Annotated in this window: 16 protein-coding genes; 12 read left to right on the top strand and 4 right to left on the bottom strand. The window is 73.9% G+C overall.

Features of this window, described 5'->3' with window-relative positions; genetic code table 11:
• The first annotated feature begins 20 nt into the window (after positions 1-20).
• Positions 21-1,235, top strand: coding sequence for a M20 family metallopeptidase (locus tag HUT16_RS18785; RefSeq protein ID WP_176189301.1), 1,215 nt, complete (start codon positions 21-23; stop codon positions 1,233-1,235).
• A 177-nt stretch (positions 1,236-1,412) separates the two neighbouring features.
• On the opposite strand, the gene HUT16_RS18790 is transcribed toward HUT16_RS18785, so the two are convergent.
• Entirely contained in the window at positions 1,413-2,408 is a 996-nt protein-coding gene (locus HUT16_RS18790) for an Lrp/AsnC family transcriptional regulator (protein ID WP_176189302.1), read from the bottom strand.
• 122 nt (positions 2,409-2,530) lie between these two features.
• On the opposite strand from HUT16_RS18790, the gene HUT16_RS18795 reads away from it, so the two are divergent.
• The gene (locus HUT16_RS18795; protein ID WP_176189303.1) at positions 2,531-3,958 is read left to right on the top strand and encodes an MFS transporter; all 1,428 of its coding nucleotides are present in this window, start codon (positions 2,531-2,533) and stop codon (positions 3,956-3,958) included.
• 181 nt (positions 3,959-4,139) lie between these two features.
• Here HUT16_RS18795 and HUT16_RS18800 read toward each other — a convergent pair whose 3' ends face one another.
• The 3 genes from HUT16_RS18800 to HUT16_RS18810 form a co-directional block, all read right to left on the bottom strand.
• Entirely contained in the window at positions 4,140-5,009 is an 870-nt protein-coding gene (locus HUT16_RS18800) for a hypothetical protein (RefSeq protein WP_176189304.1), read from the bottom strand.
• A 163-nt stretch (positions 5,010-5,172) separates the two neighbouring features.
• On the bottom strand, positions 5,173-6,321 hold the full coding sequence (locus HUT16_RS18805) for a metallophosphoesterase (protein ID WP_176189305.1): 1,149 nt from the start codon (positions 6,319-6,321) through the stop codon (positions 5,173-5,175).
• A 156-nt stretch (positions 6,322-6,477) separates the two neighbouring features.
• On the bottom strand, positions 6,478-7,635 hold the full coding sequence (locus HUT16_RS18810; RefSeq protein WP_176189306.1) for a LacI family DNA-binding transcriptional regulator: 1,158 nt from the start codon (positions 7,633-7,635) through the stop codon (positions 6,478-6,480).
• Positions 7,636-7,923: 288 nt separating this feature from the next.
• On the opposite strand from HUT16_RS18810, the gene hisC reads away from it, so the two are divergent.
• The 10 genes from hisC to cydB all read left to right on the top strand — a co-directional run bounded on the left by hisC (position 7,924) and on the right by cydB (position 19,855).
• A complete protein-coding gene (gene hisC / locus HUT16_RS18815; RefSeq protein WP_176189307.1) occupies positions 7,924-9,000 on the top strand; it encodes a histidinol-phosphate transaminase in 1,077 nt (358 codons plus the stop codon).
• Between the two features lie 97 nt (positions 9,001-9,097).
• Positions 9,098-10,390: a TrpB-like pyridoxal phosphate-dependent enzyme gene (locus HUT16_RS18820; protein ID WP_176189308.1), complete on the top strand. Its 1,293-nt coding sequence runs from the start codon at positions 9,098-9,100 to the stop codon at positions 10,388-10,390.
• A 286-nt stretch (positions 10,391-10,676) separates the two neighbouring features.
• The gene (locus tag HUT16_RS18825; protein ID WP_176189309.1) at positions 10,677-12,026 is read left to right on the top strand and encodes an efflux RND transporter periplasmic adaptor subunit; all 1,350 of its coding nucleotides are present in this window, start codon (positions 10,677-10,679) and stop codon (positions 12,024-12,026) included.
• Complete coding sequence (locus HUT16_RS18830; protein WP_176189310.1) at positions 12,026-12,802, top strand: ABC transporter ATP-binding protein; 777 nt, start codon at positions 12,026-12,028, stop codon at positions 12,800-12,802. Before HUT16_RS18825 ends, HUT16_RS18830 begins: the two co-directional genes overlap by 1 nt.
• A complete protein-coding gene (locus HUT16_RS18835; RefSeq protein WP_176189311.1) occupies positions 12,799-14,001 on the top strand; it encodes an ABC transporter permease in 1,203 nt (400 codons plus the stop codon). The genes HUT16_RS18830 and HUT16_RS18835 overlap by 4 nt, the downstream gene beginning before the upstream one ends.
• 12 nt (positions 14,002-14,013) lie before the next feature.
• Complete coding sequence (locus HUT16_RS18840; RefSeq protein WP_176189312.1) at positions 14,014-14,646, top strand: hypothetical protein; 633 nt, start codon at positions 14,014-14,016, stop codon at positions 14,644-14,646.
• 149 nt (positions 14,647-14,795) lie between these two features.
• Positions 14,796-15,557, top strand: coding sequence for a response regulator transcription factor (locus HUT16_RS18845; protein WP_254897867.1), 762 nt, complete (start codon positions 14,796-14,798; stop codon positions 15,555-15,557).
• A gap of 4 nt (positions 15,558-15,561) precedes the next feature.
• Positions 15,562-17,025 carry a cell wall metabolism sensor histidine kinase WalK gene (locus HUT16_RS18850; RefSeq protein WP_217712083.1) on the top strand — a complete coding sequence of 488 codons (1,464 nt, stop codon included), beginning with the start codon at positions 15,562-15,564 and terminating at the stop codon, positions 17,023-17,025.
• A 269-nt stretch (positions 17,026-17,294) separates the two neighbouring features.
• Positions 17,295-18,836: a cytochrome ubiquinol oxidase subunit I gene (locus HUT16_RS18855; protein WP_176189313.1), complete on the top strand. Its 1,542-nt coding sequence runs from the start codon at positions 17,295-17,297 to the stop codon at positions 18,834-18,836.
• A gap of 11 nt (positions 18,837-18,847) precedes the next feature.
• A complete protein-coding gene (gene cydB, locus HUT16_RS18860) occupies positions 18,848-19,855 on the top strand; it encodes a cytochrome d ubiquinol oxidase subunit II (protein ID WP_176189314.1) in 1,008 nt (335 codons plus the stop codon).
• Positions 19,856-19,868 lie beyond the last annotated feature (13 nt).

Here is a 19,868-nt window from a genome sequence, read left to right on the forward strand (position 1 = left end):
TCCACCCAGGAGGCGCACCCATGTCGGCCGACGTTCACCCCCCGCTCGACGGACTCCGCCGCGACGCCGCCGCGCTCCACCCCGAACTCGTCGAGCTGCGGCGCGCCCTGCACCGCGACCCCGAGATCGGGCTCCACCTCCCCCGCACCCGGGCCCGCATCCTCGCCGCCCTCGACGGCCTCCCGCTGGAGGTCACCCTCGGCGAGCGGCTCTCCTCCGTCACCGCCGTCCTGCGCGGCGCCCGGCCCGGCCCCGCCGTCCTGCTCCGCGCCGACCTCGACGGCCTGCCCGTGCGGGAGGACACCGGCCTCCCGTACGCCTCCGAGAACCCCGGCGCGATGCACGCCTGCGGCCACGACCTGCACACCGCCGCGCTGGTCGGCGCGGCCCGGTTGCTCGCCGCCCACCGCGAGGAGCTGGCCGGCAGCGTGGTGTTCATGTTCCAGCCCGGCGAGGAGGGCGACGGCGGCGCGGCCCTGATGGTCGAGGACGGCGTCCTGGACGCGGCCGGCGAGCGGGTCGCCGCCGCGTACGCCCTGCACGTCGGCGCCGCCCTGCTGCCGGCCGGCTACGTGGCCGGGCGCCCCGGGCCGATCATGGCGGCCTCCGACACCCTGAAGGTGGTGGTCCGCGGCCGCGGCGGCCACGGCTCCAGCCCGCACCTGGCGGTCGATCCCGTCCCGGTCGCCTGCGAGGCGGTGCTCGCCCTGCAGACCATGGTCACCCGCCGCTTCGACGCCTTCGACCCGGTCGTGCTGACCGTCGGCACCTTCCACGCGGGCACCGCGGAGAACGTCATCCCCGACGAGGCGGCCTTCGGCGCGACCGTCCGCTCCTTCTCCCCCGCGGCCCGCGAGCTGGTGCTCGCCGAGGCGGTCCGGGTGGTCCGGGGCATCGGCGAGGCGCACGGCTGCCGGGTCGACGCGGTCGTCGAGCACGGCTACCCGGTGACGGTCAACGACCCCGCCGAGGCCGCGTACGCCGAACGCACCGCCCGCGAACTCCTGGGCGCCGACCACTACTTCGAGATGCCCCGGCCGGTGGCCGGTTCCGAGGACTTCGGCGTCCTGGCCGAGCACGTCCCCGCCGCGTACGTGATGTTCGGCGCCTGCCCGCCGGACCTCGACCCGTTCACCGCCCCGTACAACCACTCCGCCGGGGCCCGGTTCGACGACGGGGTCCTGGGCGACGCGGCGGCCCTGCTGGCGGCGCTGGCGTTCGGCAGGACGGGCTGACAGCAGGGCCGCGGGGAACGGCGAGTCGATGCTGCTGACGGGCGGAGCCCACCGGGGGTCCGTGCTGCCGCGCGTCCTTGACGGAACCTGAAGCCGATGCGCGCTCCGGCAGTGCACCGGCAGCAGACCCGGGCTCGCCGTTCCCCGAGCCCCTGGCTCCGCCCGCTCAGGGCCCGCTCAGGGCTCGATCGGGACGTAGCCCGTCCGGCGGCCGTCCGGGGTGAGGAGGTGGCCGACCAGCTTGGGGGTGCGCAGGGTGACGTGCCGGTCGTGGACGCGGATCGCCGGGTGGTGGTGGGCCAGGTCCTGTTCGATCCGGCGCAGGTCGGGCAGCTGCGGGGCGATCAGGTAGAGGGCGAGGTTCGCGGGGCCGACGGTGACGGCGCACATCCGGGTCTGCGGGAGGGCGGTGAGGCGCCGGGTGGCGTCGGGCAGCGCCGCGGGCGGGACGTCGAGCCAGAGCATCGCCCCGACCGGGTGGCCGGTGACCCGGGGCGAGGCGTCGCAGCGCAGCACCGCCCGTCCGGAGTCGCGCAGTTCGGCCAGCCGGCGGCGGACGGTGGTGAAGGGCAGCCCGGTGCGGGCGGAGAGCTCGGCGTAGGGCATCCGGCCGTCCGCGCCGAGCGCCCGGATCAGGGCGAGGTCCTCCTCGACCCGGCGGTCGGCGACCGGCCGGGCCGCGCCCGGCGGGGGCGCGGCGATGGCGCGGCGCTGTTCGGCGTCCAGCGCCCCGTTGGAGAACCGGCTGCCCTCGACCAGGGTGCGTTCGACCAGCGTGGTGCGGGTGCGCAGGACGCCGGGGACGGTGCCGAGCCGGTCGACCAGGTACCCGGTGAGCGAGGCGTGGTCGTACGCGGCGACGGTGAGCAGCAGGTCGGCGTCGCCGGTGACCAGTTCGATGCTGGCGGCCTGCGGGTGCCGGGCGAGGTCCGCGGCGACCCCGGTGACCCGGTCGGCGGGGCAGTCGACCCGGACGAGCGCGGTGAGGCCGCGGCCGATCCGGTCGGCGGAGGGGTAGCAGGTCACCCAGGCGTCGCCGTTCGCGGTGAGCCGGGCCCAGCGGCGGGAGAGGGTGGCCGGGTCGACGCCGAGCGGGGCGGCCAGCCGGGACCAGGGGGCTCGCGGGTCGACCCGGAGGGCGTCGACGAGCGCCAGGTCGAGTTCGTCGATCATGGCTGATCCTTGCGCGGGGTCGGCCGCAGGAACGGATTCGTGCGTGGGCGGTGCGGTGGCCTCCAGGTTAGCCATCCTTGCCGCCACCCCCCACCACCCTCCGCACCCCCACGGAACCGCCGATGACCGTCGCCGCCGCATCCCCTCCTCCCACCCGGACCGACCGGCTCGCGTCCGCCGCCGTCCCGCTGCTGGCGCTGGTGGAGTTCGCCAGCGGGGTGCTGCAGGGCGGGTTCCCGATCCTGCTGCCCCGCCTGGGCGAGCACCTGGACCTGCGGGCCTCCGACCTGAGCCTGGCGCTGGGCGCGGAGTTCCTGGTGTCGGGCGTCGCGGTGCCGCTGACCTCGCGGCTGGGCGACCTGTACGGGCACCGCCGGCTGCTGCGGGCCACCGTGCTGCTCACCCTGCTGGGCTTCGTGGTGACCGCGCTGGCCCCCGACCTGCCGGTGCTGCTGGCCGGACGGGCGCTGTCCGGGTTCCTGGCCTGCTGGCTGCCGCTGGAGTTCGCGATCCTGCGCGACCGCCTCGGCGAGGAGCGCGGCGGCCGGGCGGTCGGCCCGTTGGTGGGCGCGCTGACGGTCGGCTCGACGCTGGGCGCGCTCGCGGTCGGCGGCCTGGGCGCGGACCCGGCGGCCACCCGCCCGCTGCTGTGGGCGCTGGCGGCGCTGCCGCTGCTGGCCCTGCCGGTGGTGTGGCGGCTCGTCCCGGAGTCGGCGACCCGGGCGGTGGGCCGGATCGACTGGGTGGGCGCCGGGCTGCTCTCGCTGGGCCTGACCCTGCTGCTGTCCGGCCTGGGCGCCGGCGGGGTGCTGCCGGTCGCGGTGACGCTGCCGCTGCTGGCGGCGGGCGGCGTCCTGCTGGCGCTGTTCGTCCGGCAGGAACTGCGCACCGGCACCCCGATGGTGGACGTGCGGCTGCTGGCCCGCCGGGCCACCGCGCCGGTGTTCGGGCTGAGCTTCCTGCTGGGCTGCGCGCTGTACGGGGCGCAGGGCCCGACGCTGGCCTTCGAGGCGGCGAAGCCCGCGGAGACCGGCTACGGGCTGGGCGCGGTGCCGCTGGTGCTGGGCCTGCTGGTGCTCCCGCAGACGGCGGCGGCCACCCTGGGCGCGGTGACGGCGCACCGGCTGACGGCCCGCCGCGACGCCTCCGCCGTCCTGGGCGGCGGCTTCGCGCTGTGCGCCGCGGGCTACGGGGTGATCGCCCTGGGGCACGCGGCGGCCTGGCAGTTCGTCCTGGGCGGGGCGCTCGCGGGCTACGGCGCCGGGCTCGGGCTGAGCCTGCTGCCCGCGCTGCTGATGCGGCGGCTGCCGGCCGACCAGACCGGCATCGGCACCGGCGTCTACAACACCCTGAAGTCCCTCGCGGGCGCGGCGGCGGGCGTGGTCGCGGCGGCGGTGCTGGACCACCTGGTGCTGCGCGCGGACGTCCCCTCGGCGGGCGCGTACACCCTGGTCTGGGCGGGCTGCGCGCTGCTGTGCGGCCTGGGTGTGCCGGTCGCGCTGGCGCTGCGCCGCGGCCCGGCGGCCCGGGAGGCCGCACCGACGGGCTGACGGGCGGGCCGCCGGTGCCGGACCGTCCCCGGGACTGCGGGTGCGCCGACGCGGTCACCGAACTCCGGCGCACCGGAACCGGGTTCGACCGGCCGTGGGCCCACCGGGAGGTCCGGGAGCACCCGGTGACGGGGTCCGGGCGGAGCCCCTCGACGGTGCGCGCCTCCCGCCGTCGTCCCCCTCAGACCTCGTTGGGCCCGGTGAACCCCGGGCCCCCGGGGCGGGGGCGCCCCTGCTCGTCGGTGATCCCCTCCGGCCCCGGGCTGGTGAAGTCGGGGGAGGAGTAGCCGGGTCCGGTGAACTCCGCGGGGCGTTCGCGCGGGTTGCCCCGTTCGTCGGTGAGCCCCTCGACGCCGGGGCTGGTGAAGCCGGGCGAGGAGTAGGCGGCGCGGCTGTAGCCGGGGCTGTGCAGGTCGGGCGGGGCGGGCCGGGCGTGCGGGAGCGGGGTGACCGCCGGGTCGGCGGCCAGGTTGGCGTGCAGCCAGGGCAGCAGGGCGCGTTCGCGCAGCGCCTCGCGCCAGGCGTCGCGGGCCTCGGCGAGGTCGGCGTGCTGCTGGGGGTCGGCGTGGCCGGGGGCGGTGGAGGCGTCGCGCAGCGCGGTGAGGACGAGTCCGGCGCCGCCGACCAGCAGGGCTCCGGCGGCGATGGCGAGCGCGACGATGCCGGCGGTGACGGTGGAGCGGCCGAGCGCGAGCGCGGGCGCGGCGGCGCGCAGCAGCCAGCCGAGCAGCAGCAGGACGAGTCCGGCGGCACCGGCCAGGACGGGGGTGAGGACGGTCAGGACGGGGAACAGCCCGGCGCCGGCCGGTGGCGCGGTGCCGGGGTGTTCGGCGAGCGCGGTGCGCAGCGCCAGGTAGTGGGCGTACTCGGCGGCGGCGGGTGCGGCGACGGTGTCGGCGTCGGCGAGCGCCTTGGTGTGCAGCTGTTCGGCGGTGAGGTGGCCGCCCGGTTCGGCGAGGGCCTGCCGGACGCCGGTGTCGCGCAGCGCTTCGTCGAGCAGCCGCGCGAAGTCGGCGCGGTCCTCGGCGAGCAGGCGCGGGGGGTTGCTCATGGGTACCCCGTTCCGCGAGGTCGACGGAGGTCAGTGGCCTCGATGGTAGGGGTGGGCGGGAGCGGGCCGACAGCCTCTTTCCGGAACTTCCGTGTGCTCAGTTCCCTTGTGTGTCCGTGCAGTTGCCGGTCAGGTGTTCAGTTCCGGGGCCGGTCGGCGGGTGTCAGTTCAGTGGCAGCCGGGCGACCAACAGGCGACCGTCCATGGTCACGCCGCCGTCCATCGCGATGGCCAGCTCGTCGGCGTAGATGTAGGGGCCGGGGACGTGCGGCGGGGTGCCGTCCTCGGGCTGGTCGCCGGTGAGGTACGGGATCGGGCTGTGGCCGTGGACGACCCGGTAGCCGCCGTACACGGCGAGCAGCTCCTGGGCGGCCATGGTGCCGGCCTGGCCGCGGAAGGCGAAGCGCTTGGTGAACTTGCGGAAGGCGTCCCACCACTCGTCGATGCCCTCGTCGGCGAGCAGGGCGTGCACGGCGTCGTTGACGTCGGCGATGGTCTCGCCGTACTCGAGGTAGGCGGTGGTGTCGGAGTGCAGCAGCAGGTGGCCGTCCTCCAGGGCCATCGCGGGCAGCCGGGAGAGCCAGCTGATGTGGTGCGGCTGCAGGCGTTCCAGGTCGTGCTGCTGGCCGCCGTTGAGCCGCCAGGCGGCGAGGAAGGAGGCGGTGCCGGCGGTGGACTGGACGGCCTCGTCGCCGTAGCGGGAGGCGCCGAGGAAGAGCAGTTCGTGGTTGCCCATCAGGGCGCGGCAGTAGCCGCCGGCGGCGGCGGCCTCGGCGGCGAGCTGCATGACCAGGTCGATGACGCCGATGCCGTCCGGGCCGCGGTCGGTGAAGTCGCCGAGGAACCAGATCCGGGAGCGGCCGGCCGACCAGTGGCCCTCGGTGTCGATCAGGCCCTGCTGGTGGAGGGCGGCGAGCAGCTCGTCGAGGTAGCCGTGGACGTCGCCGATGACGAACAGCGGTCCGGGGCCCTCGCCGGGCTCGGGCTGCGGGTAGGGGAAGTGCACCTCGACGGGCGGGGTGTCGATCGGCGGGCCGAGCTCGATGGTCGGCGGGTCCTCGTGCGGGGCCTGCCCGGTGGGCGCGTAGTGGCCGGGCGCGGGGGCCGCCCCGGTGCCGAACTGGCCCGCGGGGGCCCAGTGCTGTTCCAGGTAGCGGGCGCCGCCGTAGGTGCTGTACGTCTCCTCGTACGGGTAGCCGGCGGGTGCGGCCGGCTCGAAGTAGGAGCCTTGCGGGAGCACGTCGAGGTCCTGGCGGGGGCGGGGGCCCGAGTGCGGTTGCTCGGGTTCGCGGAAGAGGTCCTCGGGTGTCATTCGCCCATCATAGGAAGCGCACTCTCCCGTCGTCCTCACCTGGTCGGTATCCGATTTCCGTCGATCCGCCCGGCCGGCCCGCGGCGGGCCGTCCCGCTGTCCGGTCTGCACCGTTTCGTGGTGGTCCGGCCCGGTGGGCGGGCGGCGGTCCGGGGTCTAGACCTCGCCGGGCAGTCGGGGCGGGCTGACCGTGGTGCGCGGGGCGCGGGGCTGCGAGGAGGCCCGGACGATCAGTTCGGTGGGCATCAGGGTGCCGGGCGGCGGGCCGGTGCCGGCGGTGCGGTAGCGCGGCGGGAACAGCCGGCCGGTGGCGGTGCCGGTGTCGGCGTCGACTCCTTCGATCGCGTCGATCAGCAGGTTGACCACGGTGGTGCCGATCCGACGGGGTTTCAGCGACAGCGTGGTGATGGGGGGTTCGGTGTTGGCGTACACGTCGGACTCGCTGCAGCACACCAGCAGCAGGTCGTCGGGGACGCGCAGCCCGTAGCGGCGGGCGGCGGCCAGCAGGTCGGTGCCGTTCGGGTCGAACAGGCCGTACACCGCGTCGGGGCGGTCGGGGCGGGCCAGCAGCCGGTCGGCGGCGACCGCCCCGGCGGCCGGGTCGTGCGCGGGGTAGGCCTCGTACACCGGCTCCTGGCCGACCCGGTCGCACCAGGCGAGGTACGCCTCGGTGGAGAGCCGGGTGTAGGTGTCGGTGGAGGTGCCGGTGAGCAGGCCGATCCGGCGGGCGCCGGCCTCGCTGAGGTGCTCCAGGATGTTCAGCACGGCGGCCTCGTGGTCGTTGTCGACCCAGGCGGTGACCGGGCAGTTGCCGGGCTTGCCGTCGGAGACCACCGGGACGCCGGACCGGTACAGCTCGGTGACCAGCGGGTCCTGATCGGGCGGGTCGATCACCACCGTGCCGTCCAGCGCGATGTTGCTCCACACGTCGTGCCGGGAGGAGGCGGGCAGCACCACCAGGGCGTAGCCGCGGCCGAGCGCGGCACTGGTGGCGGCCCGGGCCATCTCGGCGAAGTAGGCGAACTCGGTGAAGGTGAACGGCTCTTCGCCGTACGTGGTGACGGTCAGGCCGATCAGCCCCGACCGCCCGGTGCGCAGGGTGCGGGCGGCCGCGGACGGCCGGTACCCGAGGCGCTCGGCGACCTCGCGGACCCGGCTGCGGGTCTCGTCCGGGAGCCGGCCCTTGCCGTTCAGGGCGTCCGAGACGGTCGTGATGGACACGCCGGCGGCCGCCGCGACGTCCCGGATGCCGGCCCGCTCCAGGCGCCGGGACGCGGTGGCCCGTCGACCGTTCTGGTTGGCTGCTGCTGTCATGGCGGACCGATCGTATGGCGCGTGACGGCGTTCCGTGACCGGTTCGCTACAGAAGGTCGGAGATACGTTTCTTCCTGGACGCCTTGACCGGACGCCCGCCGGGGTCGGCGTTTTTCCGGCTCGGATACCTCTGACATGTGCCAAAGGAACCCGGCAGAATGGCCGAACTGCACCCGTAACCCGGACGAGCATCTCACCCGCACGGGTGAGGGCGGTCGGTATCGTTCGCAGCACCCGACCGGGGGCCGAACGAGGCCCACCGTCGAGGAACGAGAAACGGAGAACCCCGTGGTTCAGCGCGAACACGGCCCCCGCCTGCGGCCCAGCCTGGACGGCATCCCCAGCTACAAGCCCGGCAAGCCGGCCGGAGCCGACGCCTTCAAGCTGTCCTCCAACGAGAACCCCTACCCGCCGCTGCCCGGCGTGCTGGAGGCCGCGATCGCCGCCGCGGGCGACTTCAACCGCTACCCCGACATGGCGGTCAGCGGCCTGGTCACCGAACTCGCCGAGCGCTTCGGCGTCCCGGCCGAGCACGTCGCCACCGGCACCGGCTCGGTCGGCGTGGCCCAGTCCCTGGTGCTCTCCGCGGCGGGCCCCGGCGACGAGGTGGTCTTCGCCTGGCGCTCCTTCGAGGCGTACCCGATCATCACCCAGGTCGCCGGCGCCACCCCCGTGCCCGTCCCGCTCACCGCCGACGAGGCCCACGACCTCGACGCGATGCTCGCCGCGATCACCGACCGCACCCGGCTGGTCTTCGTCTGCAACCCCAACAACCCGACCGGCGCGGCCATCCACCGCGAGGAGCTGGTCCGCTTCCTGGACGCCGTCCCGGCGCACGTCCTGGTGGTGCTGGACGAGGCCTACCGCGAGTTCATCCGCGACGCCGACGTCCCGGACGGCGTCGAGCTGTACCGCGACCGCCCCAACGTCTGCGTGCTGCGCACCTTCTCCAAGGCGTACGGCCTGGCCGGCCTGCGGGTCGGCTTCGCGATCGCGCACGAGCCGGTCGCCGACGCGCTGCGCAAGACCGCCGTCCCGTTCGGCGTCAGCCAGCTCGCCCAGGACGCCGCGGTCGCCTCGCTGCGCGCCGAGCAGGCCCTGCTGGAGCGGGTCGAGGCCCTGGTCGCCGAGCGCGACCGGGTGAGCGCCGCGCTGCGCGCCCAGGGCTGGACGGTCGTCGACTCCCAGGCCAACTTCGTCTGGCTGCGCCTCGGCGGGCGCACCCTCGACTTCGCCGCCGCCTGCGCCGAGGCCGGCGTGGTGGTCCGCCCCTTCGCCGGCGAGGGCGTGCGGGTCTCGATCGGCGAGGTCGGGGGCAACGACCTCTTCCTGGCCGCCGCGGAGTCCTTCCGCAAGGAGTTCTGAGGCGGCGTCACCGGGCTGGGCGGGCGGCACGGTTGCCCGCCCCGTCCGGGTGGAAGGACTCCCGGCGGAGAGCTCACGCACCGCAGGGAGAGCCCGGATGACCCAGTACGACGCCGACCCGATCCCCACCGCCTGGTACAACATCCTGCCGGACCTGCCGGAGCCGGTCCCGCCGATGCTGCACCCCGGCACCAAGGAGCCGGTCACCGCCGAGGACCTCGCCCCGCTGTTCCCCGCCGAGCTCGTCGCCCAGGAGCTCGGCGGCCCGCGCGAGGTGGACGTCCCCGGCCCGGTCCTCGACCTGTACCGCCGCTTCCGCCCCGCGCCGCTGGTGCGCGCCGAGCGGCTGGAGCGCGCGCTGCGCACCCCCGCCCGGATCTACTACAAGTACGAGGGCGGCAACCCGACCGGCTCGCACAAGCTCAACACCGCGCTGGCGCAGGCGTACTACAACAAGGCGGCCGGGGTGACCAGCCTGGTCACCGAGACCGGCGCCGGGCAGTGGGGCAGCGCGCTGGGCCTGGCCTGCTCCTTCCTGGAGCTGGACTGCGAGGTCTTCATGGTCCGGGTCTCCTACGACCAGAAGCCCTACCGGCGGGCCCTGATGGAGACCTACGGCGCCGCGGTGCACGCCTCGCCCTCCGGGCTGACCGCCGCCGGGCGGGCCGCGCTGGAGGCCGACCCGGCGGCCACCGGCAGCCTGGGGCTGGCGATCTCCGAGGCGGTCGAGCGGGTCGCGGCCTCCGGCGGCCGGGCCAAGTACGCGCTCGGCTCGGTGCTGAACCACGTGCTGCTGCACCAGACGGTGATCGGGCGGGAGGCGCTGGCCCAGTTCGCCCGGATCGACGACTACCCGGACGTGGTGGTCGGCGCGGCCGGCGGCGGCTCCAACTTCGGCGGGCTGGCCTTCCCGTTCCTGGGCGAGCAGTTGGCGGGCGGCCGGGCGGTGCGGGCGGTCGCGGTGGAGCCCGCGTCCTGCCCCTCGCTGACCCGGGGCCGCTACGACTACGACTTCGGCGACAGCGCCGGCACCACCCCGCTGATGAAGATGCACACCCTGGGGCACGGCTTCACCCCGCCCGCGATCCACGCCGGCGGGCTGCGCTACCACGGCATGTCGCCGATCGTCAGCCACCTGAAGGAGCTGGGGCTGGTCGAGGCCGTCGCGGTGCCGCAGACCGCCTGCTTCGAGGCGGGCGTGGCGTTCGCCCGGGCGGAGGGGATCGTGCCCGCGCCGGAGTCCACCCACGCGGTGCGGGCGGCGATCGACGAGGCGCTGGCCTGCCGGGAGTCCGGCGAGTCGCGGGCGATCGTGTTCGCGCTGTCCGGGCACGGGCACTTCGACATGCAGGCGTACCTGGACCACTTCGCGGGGCGGCTCACCGACTGACCGCGGCTCACCGACCGACCGCGGCGCGCGGGCCGGCCGCGGCTCACCGACCGGCCGCGGCTCACCGACCGACCGCGGCGCGCCGGTCGGGCCGGGCGGCCGCGTGAAGCACTGACGGGACTTTGCTGGGAGGTTTCTGGGAGCGGGGTCAAGGGCTGGTGGTCGGCCGGTAGGCCGTCGGCCCCCGCGCGGTCGTTGCGCGGGCATTTGTCCGGATCGCAGGTCCCAGCGGGCGCCCAGGATTCGCACAGGGCGGCGCAAGAGCACCCGGCGATGCTTCTGCGCCATGAAGGTGCTTCCGCGACGGCGTGGGGCCGTCCTCGTCAACTCCGCGCTCGGCGTGGCCCTGCTCGGCGGGGCCGCGCTGGCGTACACCACCCTGGACAGCGGCAGCAGCAAGGCCGCGACCAGTTCCAAGGTCAGGACCGCCACGGTCGCCAAGGGCACGGTCCAGGCCACCGTGTCCGGATCGGGCACGCTGTTCTCACCGTCCGACGCCGGGCAGGACTTCACCACCGGCGGCAAGCTCACCGCGGTGAAGGTCGCGGTCGGCGACGCGGTGAAGAAGGGCCAGGTGCTCGCCACCGTCGACACCACCGCCGCCCAGCAGCAGGTCGACCAGGCGCAGTCCGCGCTGAACACGGCCGAGGCCAACCTGACCAAGGCCGAGGCCGGCGAGACGGTCACCACCACGGTGGCCGGCTCCTCCGGCGGCTCGTCCGGCTCCGGCCGCAGCGGCTCCTCCGGCGCGGGCGCCCAGAGCACCCCGCAGCCGACCACCACGACCACGGTCAAGGTCGACCAGGCCCAGGTCGCCTCCGCCCAGCAGCAGGTCGACAACGCCGAGACGACGCTCGCCAACGCCAAGGAGGCGCTGGCCGGGACGACGCTCACCGCGACCACCGACGGCACCGTCGCCTCGATCTCCAACAAGGTCGGCGACACCGTCTCCGGCACCGGCTCCGCCGGTTCGTCCTCCGGCGGCTCCTCCTCGTCGGGCACCAAGACCAGCACCGGCAGCACCGGTGCGAGCACCACCCCGTCCGGCTTCATCGTGCTGACCAACCCGTCCGGGATGGAGGTCACCGCGAACTTCTCCGAGCTGGACTCGCTCAAGCTGAAGAAGGGCCAGGCGGCCACCGTCACCCTGAACGCGCAGTCCGACACCAAGCTGGAGGCCACCGTGCTGTCGGTCTCCTCGCTGCCCTCCAGCTCCACCAACGGGGCCGTGCAGTACGGCGCGACGCTCCAGATCACCGGCGACACCGCCACCCTGCGCACCGGCCTGAGCGCCACCATCTCGGTGACCACCGGCTCCGCCGAGAACGCCCTGTCGGTGCCCACCGCGGCCCTCCAGGGCACCGGCTCCTCCCGCACCGCGACGGTGGTGCACGACGACGGCAGCACCGAGCGGGTGCAGGTCGCCGTCGGCATCGAGGGCGACAGCACCGTGCAGGTCACCGAGGGCCTCACCGAGGGCGAGAAGGTCGAGCTGACCTCCACCACCGCGGGCACCGGCAACGGCTTCCCGTCCGGCCAGTTCCCCGGCGCGGGCGGCGCGGCCGGCGGCTTCGGCGGCACGGGCGGCTTCGGCGGCGGCACCCGCAGCGGCGGCGGCGCCGGAGGCACCCGCTGATGCGCGCCGCCAAGCCCCCGGTGATCCAGATCCGCAGGGTCACCAAGTCGTACGGCCACGGCGACGCCGTCGTGCACGCCCTGCGCGGGCCGATGACCGGCGGCGGCGAGCCGCTCGGCGTCGACCTGGACATCGCGGAGGGCGACTACGTCGCGGTGATGGGCTCCTCCGGTTCGGGCAAGTCGACCCTGATGAACATCCTGGGCTGCCTGGACGTGCCCACCTCCGGCCGCTACCTGCTGGACGGCACCGACGTCGGCCACCTGGACGAGGGCCAGCTCTCGCTGGTCCGCAACCGCAAGATCGGCTTCGTGTTCCAGTCCTTCAACCTGGTGCCCCGCACCACCGCGCTGGCCCAGGTCGAACTGCCGCTGGCCTACGCGGGCGTGCGGGCCGCCGAGCGGCGCCGCCGGGCGCTGGCCGCGCTGGGCATGGTCGGCCTGGCCGACCGGGCCGGGCACAAGCCCAACCAGCTCTCCGGCGGCCAGCAGCAGCGCGTCGCGGTGGCCCGGGCGCTGGTCACCGCGCCCGCGATGCTGCTCGCCGACGAGCCCACCGGCAACCTCGACAGCCGTTCCACCGAGGAGGTGCTGGGCATCATCGACGGACTCAACGCGCGCGGCCGCACCGTGGTGATGATCACCCACGAGGACGAGGTCGCGCTGCACGCCAAGCGGGTCGTCCGGCTGGTCGACGGCGCGATCGTCTCCGACGTCCGGCAGGCGCCGGTCGACGGGCCGCCGCCGGCCCTGGCCGTCGCGGGGGTGGGCGCGTGATCGTCTGGCAGATGCTCCGCTTCGCGGTGGCCGGCCTGGCCGCCAACAAGGTCCGCTCCGCGCTGACCATGCTCGGCGTGCTGATCGGCGTGGCCTCGGTGATCCTGCTGCTCGCGGTCGGCAACGGCTCCTCGGTGGCGGTGAAGGACTCGATCACCTCGCTCGGCACCAACTCGCTGACCGTCTCCTCCTCCGCCTCGCGCGGCTCGGCGACCGCGGCCAAGAAGCTCACCGTGGACGACGCCAAGGCGCTCGCCACCGCCACCGACGCCCCGTCCATCAAGTCGGTCGCGCCGGTGGTCACCACCAGCGGCACCGCGCTGTACGGGAACATCTCGTACCAGCCCGGGCAGATCGTCGGCACCTACCCCGCCTACTTCGAGACCTCCAACCTGAAGGTCGGCAAGGGCGACTACTTCTCCGCCGACGACGTGCTGAACTCCCGCAAGGTGGCGGTGCTCGGCTCGACCACCGCCACCGAGCTGTTCGCCACCGAGGACCCGGTCGGCAAGAAGATCACCATCGGCGGCACCCCGTTCACCGTGGTCGGCGTGCTGAAGACCAAGGGCTCCACCGGCTTCAACGACCCCGACGACGTGGTGATCGCCCCGCTGCCGACCGTGCAGAACGCGTTCACCGGCTTCGGCTCGGTCAACCAGATCCTGGTGCAGGCCTCCTCGGCCGAGAGCACCACCGAGGCGCAGTCCGACATCACCCGGATCCTGATGGGCACCCACGCCATCAAGGACGCCACCAAGGTCGACTTCCGGGTCAGCAACCAGACCTCGCTGCTGAGCGCCCGCGAGTCCACCAACAAGACCTTCACGGTCCTGCTCGGCGCGGTCGCCGCGATCTCGCTGCTGGTCGGCGGCATCGGCATCACCAACATCATGCTGGTGACGGTCGCCGAGCGGACCAGGGAGATCGGCATCCGCAAGGCGCTCGGCGCGCCCCGCGCGGTCATCCTCGGCCAGTTCCTCGCCGAGTCCACCCTGCTGTCGGTGATCGGCGCCGGCCTCGGCGTGCTGGCCGGCATCGCCGGCTCGCACTTCTCGGTGGTCGGCATCAAGCCGGTGGTGATCCCCGAGTCGGTGCTCGGCGCCTTCGGCATCGCCGTCGCCATCGGACTGTTCTTCGGCAGCTACCCCGCCAACCGGGCCGCCTCGCTGCGCCCGATCGACGCCCTCCGGCACGAGTAGAAGGAGACCCCCGTGTCTGACGACCAGGAGCTGCTGGCCACCGCGCCGGACGCCCGCGACATCACCGCCGAGCTGGCCGCGCCACCGCGCCGCAAGCTCCCCTGGCCCACCCTGGCCCTGGCCGGCTGCGTCATCGCGGTGCTCTCCTTCGCGGGCGGCGTCTGGTACCAGAAGGACAGCGGCACCAGCGGCACCAGCGGCGGCAACCGGGCCGGCGCCTCGAACGAGCGGTTCGCCGGCGGCGGCACCCGCGGCGGCTACGGCGGCTTCGGCGGCCAGGGGGGCGGGCAGGCCGGCGGCGCCGGCAACGGCCAGGCCCCCGGCGGCGGCGCGGGCGGCTTCACCCGCGGCACCGTGAAGTCGGTGGAGGGCGACACCGTGTACCTGACCGCGGCCGACGGCAGCACCGTCAAGATCACCACCGGTGACTCCACCAAGGTCACCACCACCAAGGAGGGCAAGGTCGGCGACCTCCAGCCCGGCCAGACCGTCACCGTGCTGGGCAGCAAGGGCGCGGACGGCTCCTACAACGCCACCCAGCTCACCGAGGGCAACGCGGCGGGCGGCTTCGGCGGCGGCCGGGGCGGCGGGAACGGCGGCGGGAACGCGGGCGGCGCGGGTACCGGTTCGGGCACGACCGGATGACTAATCCAATCTTCATTCCCCCTGCGTAGGCTGCCCGGGCTAGGGTCTGTCCGACAGTGTTTCCACCGGGCGCACCCCGGCGGGCGCCGTCGGACAGACCCCGTGGTGTCCGGGGTGGCCCATTCGTCCGGCCGGGAGGCGGAGCAATCGTGTCAGGCGCAGTCCAGTCGAACCCGGCCGTGGCGACCCAGGCGGGCGGCGAGCCCTTCCTCCTGGTCGTGGACGACGAACCGAACATCCGCGAGCTGCTCTCGGCCAGCCTGCGCTTCTCCGGCTTCCGGGTGGCCTCCGCCGCCACCGGCCAGGAGGCCCTGGACGCGGTCGCCGCCGAGCGCCCCGACCTGGTCGTCCTGGACGTGATGCTGCCCGACCTGGACGGCTTCACCGTGGTGCAGCGGCTGCGCGACCAGACCCAGTGGCCGCAGAGCCCCGAGCACGTCCCGGTGCTGTTCCTGACCGCCAAGGACGGCACCGGCGACAAGGTGCAGGGCCTGGCGGTCGGCGCCGACGACTACGTCACCAAGCCGTTCAGCCTGGAGGAGCTGATCGCCCGGATCCGGGCGATCCTGCGCCGGGCCGGCGGCCCCGCCGACGACGGCCGCCTGGTGGTGGCCGACCTCACCCTGGACCCGACCGCGCACGAGGTCACCCGCGGCGGCGTCCCGGTCTCGCTGTCCCCCACCGAGTTCAAGCTGCTGCACTACCTGATGGCCAACGTCGGCCGGGTGGTCTCCAAGGCGCAGATCCTCGACCACGTGTGGGCGTACGACTTCGGCGGCGACCTGTCCATCGTCGAGTCGTACATCTCCTACCTGCGCCGCAAGCTCGACTCGGGGCCGGCCCACGGCCCCAAGCTGATCCACACGGTGCGCGGCATCGGCTACGCGCTGCGCCGCCCGCCGAACAGCTGACGAGGTGGCCAGGTTCTCGCTGCGGGTGCGCCTGCTGGTGCTCGCGCTGCTGCTGGTCACCACCGGCCTGGTGGTGAGCGACACCCTGGTGCTGGGCACCGTCCGCGGGCAGCTGGTGGACCGCGCCGACGAGCAGCTCGACCGCTTCGCCGAGCCGCTGTCGCACCGCGCGCCGTCCAAGCAGAGCACCACCTCGGTGTTCAGCAGCACCCAGACCGTCAGCCGGCGCTCCGGCCAGGGCCTGCCCAGCGAGTACGTGGTGCGCTACCTGGCCGAGGACGGCTCGGTGCTGTCGGTGATCCGGCAGCCGCTGAGCGAGTCCGACCCGGACCCGCAGCTGCCCGGGCTGGACCGCAAGGGGCTGACCGAGCGGCTGGACGAGCCGTTCACCGCCGCCGGGCCGCGGGCCACCGAGTGGCGCTCGCTGGTGCTGCCGCTGCAGCGCGGGGTGGCGAACGACCCGGCCGCGCCCAGGTACGTGCAGGTCGCGGTGCCGCTGGCGGAGGTGCAGACCACCATCGCGCACCTGCGCACCACCTTCCTGAGCATCGGCGCCGCGGTGCTGGTCGGCATCGCGGGCCTGGGCGCCCTCGCGGTGCGGGCCGGGCTGCGCCCGCTGCGCCAGCTGGAGGCGGGCGCCCAGCGGATCGCCGACGGCGACCTGTCGTACCGGATGCCGGAGCTGCCGGTGCGCACCGAGGCGGGCCGGCTGTCCGAGGCGCTGAACGGGATGCTCACCCACATCGAGACGGCGTTCGCCGCCCGGGCCGCCTCCGAGCAGCGGATGCGCCGCTTCGTCGCGGACGCCTCGCACGAGCTGCGCACCCCGCTGGCGGGCATCCGCGGCTTCGCCGAGCTGCACCGGATGGGCGCGCTGCAGGACGTGGACCGGGCGATGGACCGGATCGAGTCGGAGGCGGTGCGGCTGGGCGCGCTGGTCGAGGACCTGCTGCTGCTGGCCCGGCTCGACGAGGAGCGCCCGCTCAACCTGGCCCCGATGGACCTGCGCACGCTGGCCGCCGACGCCCTGCACGACCTGACCGCGCTGGACCCGGGCCGCCCGGTCGCGCTGACCGGCCCGAACGGCGAGGGCGCCCCGCAGCCCGCCCCGGTCCTGGGCGACGAGGCCAGGCTGCGCCAGGTGGTGACCAACCTGGTGGGCAACGCGGTCAAGCACACCCCGTCCGGCACCGCGGTGCGGATCGGGGTGGGCCGGGCGGGCGGTGGCTGCCTGCTGGAGGTCGCCGACCGGGGCCCGGGCCTGAGCGAGGAGCAGGCCGCCCAGGTGTTCGAGCGCTTCTACCGGGCGGACGCCTCGCGCAGCCGCCGGGTCGGCGAGAGCGGGGGATCGGGCCTGGGCCTGGCCATCGCCAGCGCCCTGGTGTCGGCGCACGGCGGCGAGCTGACCCTGCGCACCGCGCCGGGCGACGGGGCGGCCTTCCGGCTCTCGCTGCCGCACCAGAGCTGAGACCCCGTCAGCGGGGGCGCCGTCAAGCGCCGTTCGGTACACCCGGGCTGCCCGGACGCTGCTTGTGAGCGCCCGGTCGGGCCCCCGATCATCGGTGTGTCACGAAACACCCAACCCCCCTGCCACCGCACTGATAAGCATCATGGATACTTCCCTTGTGAACGTGTTCACGTTCACAAGCGGACAAGCTTGGGACGGTTCGGCATGCTTGCGTGCTAGATCTGCCCTTCTGTCTGGTATGTGGCACAACCCCTGTGAGAGAGGGCGCAGTGGACCTAGCAGTCGCTCACGAGACCATCTCGCGATGGCAGTTCGGCATCACCACCGTCTACCACTTCCTCTTCGTGCCCCTCACGATCAGCCTGGCCTCGATCGTGGCCGGCCTGCAGACCGCCTGGGTGCGCACGGGCAAGGAGAAGTACTTCCACGCCACCAAGTTCTGGGGCAGGCTCTTCCTGATCAACATCGCCATGGGCGTGGTCACCGGCATCGTCCAGGAGTTCCAGTTCGGCATGAACTGGTCCGACTACTCCCGCTTCGTCGGCGACGTGTTCGGCGCCCCGCTGGCGATGGAGGCGCTGATCGCCTTCTTCTTCGAGTCCACCTTCATCGGCCTGTGGATCTTCGGCTGGGACCGGCTCCCGAAGAAGGTCCACCTGGCCTGCATCTGGCTGGTCGCGATCGGCACCGCGCTCTCCGCGTACTTCATCCTGGCCGCGAACTCCTGGATGCAGCACCCGGTCGGCTACCGGATCGACCCGGCCACCGGGAAGGCCCAGCTCACCGACATCGTCCGGGTGCTGACCCAGAACACCACCCTGGTGCAGGTCTTCCACACCCTCACCGCGGCCTTCCTCACCGGCGGCGCCTTCGTGGTCGGCATCGCCAGCTACCACCTGTGGCGGGCCAAGCGGGGCAAGCAGCCCGACCGCCGCCGGACCGCCGCGATGCGCACCTCGCTGCGGGTCGGCCTGGCCGTCGCCGCGGTGGCCGGCCTCGGCGTTGCGATCAGCGGCGACACCCTCGGCAAGGTGATGTTCGAGCAGCAGCCGATGAAGATGGCCGCCGCCGAAGCCCTGTGGGACACCCAGGCGCCCGCCCCGTTCTCGATCTTCGCCGTCGGCGACGTGTCCAAGGGCCACAACTCGGTCGAGCTGGAGATCCCCGGGATACTGTCCTTCCTCGCCCACAGCGACTTCTCCTCCGCGGTGCCCGGCATCAACGACACCGCCGCCGCCGAGGCCGCGCAGCACGGCGGCCGGCCGGACGACTACATCCCCAACATCTTCGTCACCTACTGGGGCTTCCGGCTGATGATCGGCTTCGGCATGACGTCCTTCGCCGCCGCCCTGATCGGCCTGTGGACCACCCGCCGCAGGTTCTGGCTCGCCCCCGAGCACCGCACCGGCGAGGACGAGCCGCCGAAGCTGATGCTCACCAGGAACCGGGAGATGAGCGTCTTCTTCACCCGGTGGAGCTGGCGGATCGGCATCCTCACCATGGGCTTCCCGCTGCTCGCCAACAGCTTCGGCTGGATCTTCACCGAGATGGGCCGCCAGCCCTGGGTGGTGTTCGGCCTGATGCGCACCCGCGACGCGGTCTCCCCGAACGTCACCGTCGGCACCCAAGTGGTCGGCCTGGCCACGCTGACCGCGCTCTACGCGGTCCTCGCCGTCATCGAGGTCGGACTGCTCGCCAAGTACGCCGCCGCCGGGCCCGACACCGACGAGCAGCCGCCGGCCAAGGACCCGACCCTGCGCGGCCCCTCCGACGACGAGGACGCCGACCAGCCCCTCGCCTTCGCGTACTGAGGACGGATCACATGCACCTGCACGACCTCTGGTTCATCCTGATCGCGGTCCTGTGGATCGGCTACTTCTTCCTGGAGGGCTTCGACTTCGGCATCGGCGTCCTCACCCGGCTGCTGGCCCGGAACACCGCCGAGCGCCGCGTCCTGATCAACACCATCGGCCCGGTCTGGGACGGCAACGAGGTGTGGCTGCTCACCGCCGGCGGCGCCACCTTCGCCGCCTTCCCCGACTGGTACGCGACCCTGTTCAGCGGCTTCTTCGTCCCGCTGCTGCTGATCCTGGTCTGCCTGATCGTCCGCGGCGTCTCCTTCGAGTACCGGCACCAGCGCAGCGGCGAGCGCTGGCAGCGCAACTGGGAGCTGGCGATCTTCTGGACCTCGCTGCTGCCCGCCTTCCTGTGGGGCGTCGCCTTCGGCAACATCGTGCACGGCGTCGACATCGACGCCGACAAGAACTACGTCGGCACCCTCGGGGACCTGCTCAACCCGTACGCGCTGCTCGGCGGGCTCACCACGCTGGTGCTGTTCACCTTCCACGGCGCGGTGTTCGCCTCGCTCAAGACCAGCGGCGAGATCCGGCTCCGGGCCCGCGCCCAGGCCACCGCGCTCGGCCTGGCCACCGCCGTGCTCGCCCTGGTCTTCCTGGTCTGGACGCAGGCGCACTCCGGCAACGGCTGGAGCCTGGCCGCGCTGGTCGTCGCCGTGCTGGCGCTGCTCGCCGCGCTCGGCGCCAACCGGCTGGCCCGCGAGGGCTGGGCGTTCGCCTTCAGCGGCCTGACCATCGTGGCCGCGGTCGGCATGCTCTTCCTGTCGCTGTTCCCGGACGTGATGCCCTCCACGCTGAACCCCGACTGGTCGCTGACCGTCACCAACGCCTCGTCCTCGCCCTACACCCTCAAGGTGATGACGGTCGTCGCCCTGGTCTTCACCCCGCTCGTGCTGCTCTACCAGGGCTGGACGTACTGGGTGTTCCGGCGCCGGATCGGCGTCCAGCACATCCCCGCCGCCGCGCACCACTGACCGCAGGAGCCGA

The organism is Kitasatospora sp. NA04385, from assembly GCF_013364235.1.
Lineage (GTDB): Bacteria > Actinomycetota > Actinomycetes > Streptomycetales > Streptomycetaceae > Kitasatospora.

Bases quoted from the DNA above. Each gene is read 5' to 3' on its own strand.
- HUT16_RS18785 (WP_176189301.1), top strand. From the start codon at position 21: ATGTCGGCCGACGTTCACCCCCCGCTCGACGGACTCCGCCGCGACGCC.
- HUT16_RS18790 (WP_176189302.1), bottom strand. From the start codon at position 2,408: ATGATCGACGAACTCGACCTGGCGCTCGTCGACGCCCTCCGGGTCGAC.
- HUT16_RS18795 (WP_176189303.1), top strand. From the start codon at position 2,531: ATGACCGTCGCCGCCGCATCCCCTCCTCCCACCCGGACCGACCGGCTC.
- HUT16_RS18800 (WP_176189304.1), bottom strand. From the start codon at position 5,009: ATGAGCAACCCCCCGCGCCTGCTCGCCGAGGACCGCGCCGACTTCGCG.
- HUT16_RS18805 (WP_176189305.1), bottom strand. From the start codon at position 6,321: ATGACACCCGAGGACCTCTTCCGCGAACCCGAGCAACCGCACTCGGGC.
- HUT16_RS18810 (WP_176189306.1), bottom strand. From the start codon at position 7,635: ATGACAGCAGCAGCCAACCAGAACGGTCGACGGGCCACCGCGTCCCGG.
- HUT16_RS18820 (WP_176189308.1), top strand. From the start codon at position 9,098: ATGACCCAGTACGACGCCGACCCGATCCCCACCGCCTGGTACAACATC.
- HUT16_RS18825 (WP_176189309.1), top strand. From the start codon at position 10,677: ATGAAGGTGCTTCCGCGACGGCGTGGGGCCGTCCTCGTCAACTCCGCG.
- HUT16_RS18830 (WP_176189310.1), top strand. From the start codon at position 12,026: ATGCGCGCCGCCAAGCCCCCGGTGATCCAGATCCGCAGGGTCACCAAG.
- cydB (WP_176189314.1), top strand. From the start codon at position 18,848: ATGCACCTGCACGACCTCTGGTTCATCCTGATCGCGGTCCTGTGGATC.